At 41.2% G+C, this 10,578-nt stretch carries 10 protein-coding genes and 1 other RNA gene; 3 read left to right on the top strand and 8 right to left on the bottom strand.

The window, feature by feature from the left end; translation table 11 throughout:
- Nucleotides 1-122 precede the first annotated feature (122 nt).
- From ACRCJ0_RS06610 to ACRCJ0_RS06600, 3 genes are all read left to right on the top strand, one after another.
- On the top strand, nucleotides 123-1,394 hold the full coding sequence (locus ACRCJ0_RS06610; RefSeq protein ID WP_417894117.1) for a replication-associated recombination protein A: 1,272 nt from the start codon (nucleotides 123-125) through the stop codon (nucleotides 1,392-1,394).
- A gap of 96 nt (nucleotides 1,395-1,490) precedes the next feature.
- A non-coding RNA gene (gene ssrS, locus ACRCJ0_RS06605) (6S RNA) lies at nucleotides 1,491-1,678 on the top strand.
- A gap of 195 nt (nucleotides 1,679-1,873) precedes the next feature.
- On the top strand, nucleotides 1,874-2,338 hold the full coding sequence (locus ACRCJ0_RS06600; RefSeq protein WP_413937456.1) for a universal stress protein: 465 nt from the start codon (nucleotides 1,874-1,876) through the stop codon (nucleotides 2,336-2,338).
- Nucleotides 2,339-2,430: 92 nt separating this feature from the next.
- On the opposite strand, the gene ACRCJ0_RS06595 is transcribed toward ACRCJ0_RS06600, so the two are convergent.
- The 8 genes from ACRCJ0_RS06595 to ACRCJ0_RS06560 all read right to left on the bottom strand — a co-directional run.
- Nucleotides 2,431-3,597 carry a M20/M25/M40 family metallo-hydrolase gene (locus tag ACRCJ0_RS06595; protein ID WP_431389953.1) on the bottom strand — a complete coding sequence of 389 codons (1,167 nt, stop codon included), beginning with the start codon at nucleotides 3,595-3,597 and terminating at the stop codon, nucleotides 2,431-2,433.
- A 77-nt stretch (nucleotides 3,598-3,674) separates the two neighbouring features.
- Nucleotides 3,675-4,076 carry a Spx/MgsR family RNA polymerase-binding regulatory protein gene (locus ACRCJ0_RS06590; RefSeq protein ID WP_431389954.1) on the bottom strand — a complete coding sequence of 134 codons (402 nt, stop codon included), beginning with the start codon at nucleotides 4,074-4,076 and terminating at the stop codon, nucleotides 3,675-3,677.
- Nucleotides 4,077-4,248: 172 nt separating this feature from the next.
- Nucleotides 4,249-5,109 carry a MurR/RpiR family transcriptional regulator gene (locus tag ACRCJ0_RS06585; protein WP_431389952.1) on the bottom strand — a complete coding sequence of 287 codons (861 nt, stop codon included), beginning with the start codon at nucleotides 5,107-5,109 and terminating at the stop codon, nucleotides 4,249-4,251.
- 88 nt (nucleotides 5,110-5,197) lie between these two features.
- Complete coding sequence (locus tag ACRCJ0_RS06580) at nucleotides 5,198-6,694, bottom strand: PTS transporter subunit EIIC (protein ID WP_431389951.1); 1,497 nt, start codon at nucleotides 6,692-6,694, stop codon at nucleotides 5,198-5,200.
- A 16-nt stretch (nucleotides 6,695-6,710) separates the two neighbouring features.
- Nucleotides 6,711-7,607: an N-acetylmuramic acid 6-phosphate etherase gene (murQ, locus tag ACRCJ0_RS06575; protein WP_419971112.1), complete on the bottom strand. Its 897-nt coding sequence runs from the start codon at nucleotides 7,605-7,607 to the stop codon at nucleotides 6,711-6,713.
- 15 nt (nucleotides 7,608-7,622) lie between these two features.
- Nucleotides 7,623-8,684, bottom strand: coding sequence for a DUF871 domain-containing protein (locus tag ACRCJ0_RS06570; RefSeq protein WP_419971111.1), 1,062 nt, complete (start codon nucleotides 8,682-8,684; stop codon nucleotides 7,623-7,625).
- Between the two features lie 208 nt (nucleotides 8,685-8,892).
- Entirely contained in the window at nucleotides 8,893-10,095 is a 1,203-nt protein-coding gene (locus ACRCJ0_RS06565) for an acetate/propionate family kinase (protein ID WP_419971110.1), read from the bottom strand.
- Between the two features lie 134 nt (nucleotides 10,096-10,229).
- Nucleotides 10,230-10,578 (bottom strand): N-6 DNA methylase (locus ACRCJ0_RS06560; protein WP_431389950.1); only part of this gene is annotated, 349 nt, incomplete at its 5' end.

The following is a 10,578-nucleotide window of genomic DNA, read 5'->3' as shown; positions in this document are numbered from 1 at the left end:
CTAATGCGCTTGTCAGACCATTTTTCTGTCTTACTTTTTATATAAAAACGAACGTATATTCGCTAACTTGAATCACCTATGTTACAATTAAGGGGAGTATAGTCAAGAGAGGAGCCAGGTAAATGCCACAAAATAATCCCTTAGCCTTTCGCATGCGACCACGGTCAATCGAAGAAGTTGTCGGCCAACAACATCTGGTTGGAGAAGGCAAAATCATTTTCCGAATGGTAAAAGCCATGCAATTATCATCCATGATTTTATATGGACCACCCGGTATTGGGAAGACGTCGATTGCCTCAGCCATCGCTGGATCTACTAAATATGCCTTTAGAAAATTAAATGCCGCTACAGACAGCAAGAAGGACTTACAGGCGGTCGTTGAGGAAGCTAAATTTTCTGGCGGTATCGTCTTATTACTAGACGAGATCCACCGGTTAGATAAAACAAAACAAGACTTTCTACTACCCCATTTGGAATCAGGCTTGATTACTTTAATTGGGGCCACAACTGAAAATCCTTTTATCAACACCAGTCCAGCCATCCGGTCTCGGGCCCAAATCTTTCAATTAGAACCACTGGATGAAGCAGATATTAAAACTGGTTTAGAACGGGCCTTAACCGATAGTGACCGCGGATTAGGCAGTTTCCCGGTAGATATTGATGGAAATGCTATCGATCACTTTGCCCATGCAGCCTTTGGGGACTTGCGGTCAGCCTTAAATGCCCTAGAACTAAGCGTTAAATCAACAGATGAAAATGCGGATGGCCGTATCCATATTACTTTGGATATCGCGGAAGAAAGCATGCAGATGAAATCATTCTCCCACGATGCAGACGGAGACATGCATTATGATGTCATTTCAGCCTTTCAAAAATCTATCCGCGGAAGCGACGTGGACGCTGCCCTCTTATACGCAGCACGCTTAATTGAAGCCGGTGAATTAACTATTTTATGTCGGCGATTATTAGTCATAGCCTACGAAGATATTGGTTTAGCCAACCCACAAGCAACTGAACGAACGGTAGCTGCAGTTCAAGCGGCCAATCAATTAGGCCTACCAGAAGCTCGGATTCCTTTAGCCAATGCCATTATTGATTTAGCCCTATCGCCTAAATCCAATTCGGCCATTGAAGGAATTGATGCCGCCCTTGCTGATGTACGGGCCGGTAAGTCTGGTATCATTCCAAAACACTTAAAAGATGCCCATTATAAAGGAGCAGAAAAATTAGGTCATGGCAACGAATATAAGTTTCCACACGCTTACCCTAACCACTGGGTAGCCCAACAATATCTACCAGATACCCTAGTTGGCAGACGGTATTACCAAGCTGGAGACACCGGGAATTATGAACGGGCTTTAGCTGAAAACCGCCGTAAACGTGAAGGTAAATAATCACTTATAAATATTAAAATTATAGTAATTGTCGGCTTTTTCAGGACCTAAAACTTGAAATCATCCTCAAAAGATTGTATGATATTTATAAGAAGAATTCCTCTGTAGTGTTCGCGATTTCTTTACATGTGTTGACCGAACAATTAGCTATCTAGGGAACTGCCAAGGTTTATGGATATAACGCCTCATCACGAGGACTGTTGAAGTAGATATGTGGTTCCCACCTGTATATCAATGCGGGTTCAATACAGATAGATCTCATCACGGCACATAACGGAGCTCTTTTATAAAATTAACTTTTTAGAGGATGCGTTTATCGCATCCTTTTTTGTTGTACTTTTCTTTTACTTTCTGCTTTTCCTTGCCTGCAATACAGGTATATTTCTATCGTTTTTTACCTATAGAACTGCAAAATGATCTTTAAGCGCTTACTTTATGCTTTTTAAGTGGTATAATAAAGACAAAGGAGCGTGAGGAAAATGTATCAAGAATATTCACGTATATTAGCCCCAATTGATGGTTCCAACGAGTCTAGATTAGCCTTTAAAAAGGCTGTAGCTGTTGCTAAGCGTAACAATGCTACCCTAATTGTTGCCCATATTATTGACACCTCTGCTTTCCAAACAACAAATATGTATAATGAGGTCATTCCTGAAGCCGTGACGACACGTGCTAAAGTCATGTTAACTGATTATGAAGAAGAAGCGCGTAAAGCAGGGATTGAACGAGTGGAAACTGTGATTGATTATGGTTCTGCCAAGTATCAAATTTGCCATACTTTAGCACCAGAACACAAGGCCGATTTAATTATGATTGGTGCGACTGGTTTAAATGCTGTTGAGCGTTTATTTATCGGCTCTGTTTCTGAATATGTGATTCGTAATGCCCCATGTGATGTGTTAGTAGTTCGTACGAATTTAGACAATGAACAAATTGCTGACTAAATGCTCAGCAAAAAATTTACTCAAATAAAATAAACCGCCAACTAGCTGATGTCTTGTCTCCTGGTTGGCGGTTATTTGGTTTGCTTAGTTTATTATAAATCTAAAATGGCTTGAATGGATAGTGCGACTCTTGGTACAAGTGAGGTCAAATCAGCTTCTTCCTCAAGGGTGTGGGCACCTGTCCCCACGATGCCCAAGCCGTCAACAACGGGAATGTCTACAAGAGATGCTAGAGAAGCGTCGGATGCGCCTTGGCTTTCGACCTTAGCTAGAGGACCATAACCCATTTTATCAGCCGTAGTTAAGTAATGGTCTGCTAATTGATCGACTTTATCGGTGTAAACCATGGCATCTACGCCCGATTCAATTTCAAATTTGGTCACTGTATCTGCGATATAGGGTTCAGCAATGACGCGCTCGATATCTGCAATAATTTCTTCTTTAATGGTCTGGTTTGGGAATCTCAGTGAGAAGTTTCCTTTGGCAGATCCTGGAATCGTATTTGCTGAAACGCCACCATTGATGATGCCACAGTTGATCAACTTCTTACGCGGGATATCGGTTAAGGCTTCTAGGGCAACGACTTTCTGTGCCAATTCCACAACGGCTGACCGGCCGATTTCAACTTCCATGCCGGAATGGCCTTGGACGCCTTCAACAGTTACGTTCATCATCATGCCACCTTGGCGACCGACCACAATTTCATCAAAAGTTGATGTGGGTTCAAAATTTAGCATCAATGCTGCATCCTGTAATTCGCCAATCATTTCCTGGCGGGTATCAGAATAGCGGTGGAGGGTTTCTTCATCCGGAATAAAAATCAGACTTAGGGGGTGTTTTTGATAGCCCATTTCAATCAGATTTTTCACCACATACATAGCGATCACGAGACCACCCTTCATATCCATCAGGCCGGCACCCTTAGCGAAACCCGGTTTATCAGCTAGCAAACGGAAGTGGTGTTTTTTGGTCACATCGGCATTAAAGACTGTATCCATATGACCTGATAAGACGATAGGTTTTTGGTCCTTGTTTTCGGCAGTTTTATATTCAGCAATCAATAAGTCCCCTGCTTGGTCATGGGGAATGGTCCGGGTGGTCATGCCAATATTTTCACACCATTGGCTGATAATTGTCCCCACTTGATTAACACCAGAAATTTGGTCAATCCCTGATTCTGTATTGACTAACTCTTCTAAAAAGGCGAACATGTCTTTTTCTTGCCCTGCAATTAAATCCTTTAACGCTTCAATTTCCAAATAAAATCCCTCCAAGAATCTTTATCCTATATTGCCCCTTGTCTTGTCCTTATTTGCTTGACCTTATTTTCCTAGCCTTATTTGTTTAACCAGATCCGGTCCAAAAAATCGACTTTTGACCCTGCTGTAGCCACTTCATCGCCTACAATTAATGGTCGTTTAATTAACATGCCTTGTTCAGACAGTAAGGCTAGAAAGGCTTCTTCTGACATATCGGTTAGCTTGTCTTTTAAGCCTAATTCACGGTACAAACCGCCTGATGTGTTTAATATTTTTGTATATCTACCGTCCACTTGGTCCAGTGCCCAGGCAATTTCTTCAGCCATGGGTGGTTGATCACGGATGTCGATGATTTCCCCAAAGGTTAACCCTTGTTCTTCCAAGTGTTTTTTCACCTTTTGTGTTGTGGAACATTGTTTTAAGCCATATATTTTTAGCACCCGTCTCCATCCTCTCTCTTTCAAGTTTCTACCTACCATCATAGCAAATTTTGCCCATCATTAAAAGACGATTAAATTCCCTTGAAAAATAACTACTCTTGCAAAGCTAAATGTCCCCCCCAAAAAAAACTAGCCCTTGGAAAGAGCTAGTCTACTTAGTATAAATTTGCTTTTAGTTTTAAACATATGTGTCGATATTAAGCACCCTTCTTTAATCTTCGTAAAAGCTTTCGATTGCGTTGGTTGCTTCTTTAGTTAAGGCCAAATTTTGAACATGGGTATCATAATTTTTCGTCATATAAGAAAAGAACAGCAGGTCAATGGCATAAAGCTGGGCTAACAAGGAAATGGTTGCCCCACTCCGTAACAAAGCTTCCTTGGTGTCCGCTGTATGTAAGGGAATATCGGCTAAATTGGCAAGCGTATTGGTCCCCGCTTTAGTTAAGGACACCGTTTTTAAACCGAGCTCTTTGGCCATCTTTATGACGCTGGTTCCTTCGGCTTTTTCACCTGAATTGGAAATTCCAATATATAGTGAGTCTTTTGGGGCAATAGCCATGGCTGCAACTAGTTCGTGTTGGTCTTGAGTTACCATGACTTGCTTACCAATTCGGGTAAATTTCTGTCGGAAGTCTTGGGCTACAATATTTGATGCACCGAGTCCATATAAAAAGACCACTGGACTATCCATAATCCAGTCCGTAACTTGATCGATATCTTGGTTTAAGAGACTGACATTGGTATCGGTGAAGACTACACTGGCATTGGATGCTAGCTTTTCTTTAATGATATCTAGACCTTCGTCTGCATCAATATCCGTATAATTTAAATCGCCTCTTTGACTTGTTTGTGCAGATAAAGCGAGTTTTAACGCGGTAAAGCCACTGATCCCAATCGAATGGCAAAAACGGATAACCCCCGCTGGACTTGACTTAGCCTCTTTTGCAAGCTCGGTCGCGTTCATCTGGATAACATCTTTTGGCCGCTCTAAAACAAGTTGACCAATCTTTTGTTCAGACTTGGGTAAGTCTTTCAGCATTTCATTGATTGTTTGTAGGACATTTCTTGCCATCTTGGCACCTCTCTATCGTCATCATTTCACAAATTTAAAGGGCTGCCAGCAAGGAGTTGACAGCCCTTTTTCACTTATTCATATCTTACTATAAATTGTCTAATGCTTCCATGGTATTTGATGGTGATCCTGTAATCTCACTGGCTTCTTGGGCAGTTTGGGGTACACCGAAGAAGTAAGTGAGGATGAAGCCACCAATATAAGCTGCGACAAGACCCATGACGTATGCTGGCCATTGTCCGTCAGCAATCAATGGAATTAAGGCGACACCTGATGGTCCAATGGCAGTAGCACCAACGCCACCGATTGCACCTAAGACTGCACCACCGATACCGCCTCCTAAGCAGGCTGTTACGAACGGTCGACCTAATGGTAAAGTTACGGCATAAATTAATGGTTCCCCTATTCCTAGGATCCCTACAGGTAATGATCCTTTAATAATATTGGTTAATTGTTTATTTCGACGGCATTTCAACCATAATGCAAAGGCTGCACCAACTTGTCCAGCGCCTGCCATCGCAAGAATTGGTAGTAGTACGGTTTTACCTGTAGCTGCAATCATTTCAATATGAATTGGGGTAAGGATTTGATGTAATCCAAACATGACTAAAGGTAGGAAGGTTGCACCTAAGATAAAGCCAGCAAATGCACCTCCAACTTGTAATACCCAGTTGATGGCACCAACAAGTGAAGTCGATACGAAACCTGCAATCGGCATAATCAAGAAGATGGTCATCATCCCAACAACTAATAATGAAATGGTTGGCGTTACAATGATATCGATGGCATCCGGAATGACTTTACGTAAGCTTTTCTCAACTAGTGACAAGAGGTAAACGGCGATAATAACCCCGATGACCCCACCTTGACCGGCCGCTAAGTCACCACCTGTAAAGATATTTGGTAGTGGCGCTTCAGGTAACATACCAGTTAAGTAAGTAACTCCTGCGACAACCCCTCCGAGGCCTTCTGTTGCACCGAATACCCGGGCGGCGTTAATACCAATGTAGATGTTTAAGTAGGCAAATAACCCGTTTTGAAGGATTTTAAGGACAAGGAAAATGTTGTCCCACATGCCAGGCTCTAATGCACCCACCGTCAACATATTTTGAATAATTGAGGCAATCCCCCCAATAATACCGGCCCCAACAAAGGCAGGAATTAAAGGCACAAAGATAGAGGCAATGACTTTTAGTGCTTGTTTAAAAGGTGTATTATTCTTTTGTTTTTGCTTGTTTTTATTTTCTGCTGTGATTCGTTCAGCTTCAGAACGCCCTGAAGTTAAATCTTGGTCAAGATTTTCTTGAACTTGACGTCCTTGTTGGACATGCCCTTGGTCGGCCATGACATTGGCTACTTTAGCTGCCGTCCCTGGACCAACAACCACTTGTAAGGTGTCCCCGTCTTCAACGACACCCATAACCCCTTCAACTAGCTTCAGGGCTTCTATGTCCACTTGATGGTCATCTTTGATGTTGATCCGGACTCGAGTCATACAGTTGTAGACTTTACTCGTGTTAGTTGGTCCGCCAATATGTTGGTAAATTGCTTGTGCTAAACGTGCTTCATTACTGATTTTAGCCATGATACCCATCCCCTTATCATTTGATTACTTTGTTAACAAAACCATTGGCTGCATTTATTTTTTGACTAGCTTCTGTCGCATTTAAATTGGTTAAAATCATCACGATGGCGACTTTGACATTTTGATTGGCTGCTTTAAAATAGCGTGCTGCATCTTCATAAGTACATTCAGTTGCTGCCATAATAATCCTTTTTGACCGTTCTTCTAACTTTTCATTGGTCGCTTGCACGTCCACCATCAAGTTTTGATAGACCTTACCGATACCAATCATCGATACCGTTGACAACATATTTAAAATCAACTTTTGTGCTGTCCCCGCTTTTAGTCTGGTTGATCCAGTTAAGATTTCCGGTCCACAGTCCACTTCAATTGGAATCTGGGCATAACCACTAATTTTTGCCTCATTATTGCAGGCAATTGAGACTGTTTTGGCCTCAACACTTTGCGCATACTTCAAGCCACCAATGACATAAGGCGTTCGGCCCGAAGCAGCAATCCCAACTACTGTATCCCTGGCATTTAAGTTCAGCTTCTTGAAATCTTCTTCTGCCAAGGTCAGCGAATCTTCAGCGCCCTCAACCGCTTCAACCATTGCCTTGTCACCACCCGCAATCAAGCCGACCACTAAGTCTGGTGAGACCCCAAAAGTCGGCACACACTCAGCGGCATCTAAAACCCCAAGTCTACCCGATGTGCCAGCCCCAAAATAAATTAGACGGCCACCCGCATTGAATGACTGGATAATGGTTCCAACCGCCGCTTCAATTTGTCCAAGCGCTGCCGCAATCGCTTCAGGCACCTGTAGGTCTTCCTTATTCATCAGCTCAAGTACTTGACCAACTGACATCTGGTCCAAATGCATCGTATTCGGATTCCGCTTCTCAGTCGTTAACCGATTAATTTCTACACTCATCTCTTTCTTCCTCCGTTACTTATGCAATAATTTAAATGTTTGTCCTGGCCCAATATAGGGGATTAAGCTTTTATCTGTTTGAACAACCTGACCAACCACATTGACTTTCTCATCTTGCGGTAAATCGACCTTACAAATTTGCACTTCACCCTGGTAGCGCCCGTAGCCTTCATTATCGACAGTGATAGCGCCAAATTGCCGTATACCAGTATTCACTGCTTTGATTAGGTCATTTGACCTTAATTGTCGTCTTGATTCTTGGCTTCTAACCACTAAAGCTGCCGCATCTTGCCGATTAGTATGATCACCTAAAATCCATTCCACTTGTTCAGTAGCCGCGTGCCTTGCACTTTCCACCCTTAAACAAATCCGTTTTTTTTCAATATATTCTTTAAATTGAAAAAGGACTTCCCGTGAAATTGTTGGGTCACCGATATAAATGTCGTCAATATGGCCATTAGTGATTAAATCTAGAGTTCCCGCCAAAGGATGCATGCTTCGGTGGGCTTCAACCGTCGGCAAGCCTGCGTAGATTGGACCCCTCATTTTGTCATCACCAGGGACAAAAGCCATAGTCCGAAGACCCGTCGACTTCAGCCACCGGTTGTGGCGTTTAAAGGTGTCCACGTCTAAGCCAGTTTCAGGCCTTGGATAGTAGTTATGCCAGGCGGTTATTTGATTTAAGTCTGCTTGATAATAATGGAGTTGCTCTAAATCTTGTTCAGTCAGTGTGCTGGCATTTAAAGCGATATGAATTTCATGACTTAAACCAGCCACCGTTTCAAATCCAATGCCATAATCAATCCGCAAACCTGTAATCCCTAGATCAATGACCGACCTGATGTCTTCAAATGAACCACCAATTTTATGGAGGCTGGTCCCTGAAATGTCTACGACTAGCGACAAGTCATAAGCCTTTGCAATGGTGCCAAGGTCTTGCATCCGATCTAGATAGGCAGTGGAATCATCTTCTGGAATATGGATTGATGTAAAAATACCAGTAAAACCAGCAGCAACCATCCGGTCGATGTAATCACGATCAATTGCTTCATTTAAATATACGGAAAAACCATACATATACTCACCTCATTCATACTTTAACTTGTGCTCTTTTTGTTTAAAACAATTTAAGTTAAAATCATTATAGCACTTTGAAATATTTTTTCAATAAATTACAAATTATCTTAAAAAAACCATATGAATGAAATTAAATTACATCATTCAATAAAAAAAGACCCAAGCTGCCTATTTAGAGACAACTTGAGTCCTTGAAAAAATTGTTCGATTATTCGTTAATGTTACCTAAACGTACAGTATCGCGAACGATTACTAACTCTTCATCAGTTGGGATTGTGTAAACCGCAACTTTTGAATCTTCGCTAGAGATTTTCGCTTCATCACGTGTATCATTTGCTGCTTCATCAATCTCCATACCAAAGAAAGCCATATGCTCATCAATGATTGCTGCACGAGTACGTCCTGAGTTTTCACCAATACCAGCTGTAAATACAACTGCATCAACGCCACCCATTACTGCAATATATTGACCAATGTATTTACGTACTCGGTCATAGAAGATTTCTAATGTAGTTTGTGAACGTTCGTCACCATTATCTGCTGCATCTTCGACATCACGCATATCTGAAGAAACGCCAGATAGACCTAATAATCCAGATTTATTGTTTAAAATAGAAATCATTTCATCAATTTCAGTAATATTCAATTTCTTCATTAAGAATTGAACTAGAGATGCATCGATATCACCCGAACGTGTACCCATTGTAATACCCGCTAATGGTGTGAAGCCCATTGAAGTATCAACAGATTTACCACCGTCTACAGCAGTAATTGAACCACCATTACCTAAATGGCAAGTGATAATTTTTAAATCTTCAATTGGTTTACCCATTAATTCAGCAGCACGGTTTGCTACATATCTGTGAGAAGTACCGTGCGCACCATAACGACGAGCACCAAACTCTTCGTAGTACTCTAATGGAATTGAATATAAATAAGCGACTTCAGGCATTGTTGTGTGGAATGATGTATCAAAAATCCCAACAGCTGGTTTGCCTGGTAATACTTTTTGGAAAGCACGAATGGCACGAGCTTCTGGTCCATTATGTAGAGGTGCAAATTCTGCTAATTTGTCAATATTTTGTATTGCTTCATCATCTAATAATGTAGACTCTTTAAAGATTTCTCCACCAGCTACCACTCGGTGGCCAGTACCTGAAATTTCATCATAGCTAGTGATAATGTTTAAAGTGTTTAATTGGTTTAACAAGAATTCAGTAGCTACTTCGTGATCAGCTATATCTTTAACATCCTCAAATTTTTGGCCTTCACCATATTTGATAGAAATGTTAGAGTTACCGATTCCAATACGGTCGATTTGACCTGACGCTACAACATCTTCGCTAGGCACTTCGTAAATTTTAAATTTTAAACTAGAAGAACCTGCGTTTACAGCAATTACTTTAGACATGCTTTCTCTCCTTTAATCTTAAATCAATATTATTTAATATACTTCATTATAACATGACATGTTTCGTTATGGTAAAGACATTTCTATTCTATTCCTTGTGAAATGCATTTTTTGCAAAGTAGCTATTATAAAGCCTACTTCATTTTCTCAAGAAAGTTTTCAAAAGCCCCCAAGAACTTAGGCAATTCTTCCTTACTTTTCAAGTCCGGAATTTCACCTACAAGTACATTCTCACTTTGTTTAGCTTTGTCGCCCGCTTTTTGCACTAATAAAATAGCTTTTCTAGATTTCTCATTGTTGAAAAGATTGCTTGGTAGTGACAATAAAGCTTGGAAATAACCGTGCTCACCAATAGCTTCAATTAAGGTCTTAATATTTTCATCTTGGATAAGACCAGCAGGCACAATATAAATACCCCAACCATTCGGTTTCAAGTAACGTAACCCTTGTTCTACCATCAAATAATGAACAAAAGCATGCTGA

Source organism: Aerococcus sp. L_32 (genome assembly GCF_050689315.1).
Note: the sequence above shows the minus strand (reverse complement) of the source record. Positions and strands in the feature narration are given on the sequence as shown.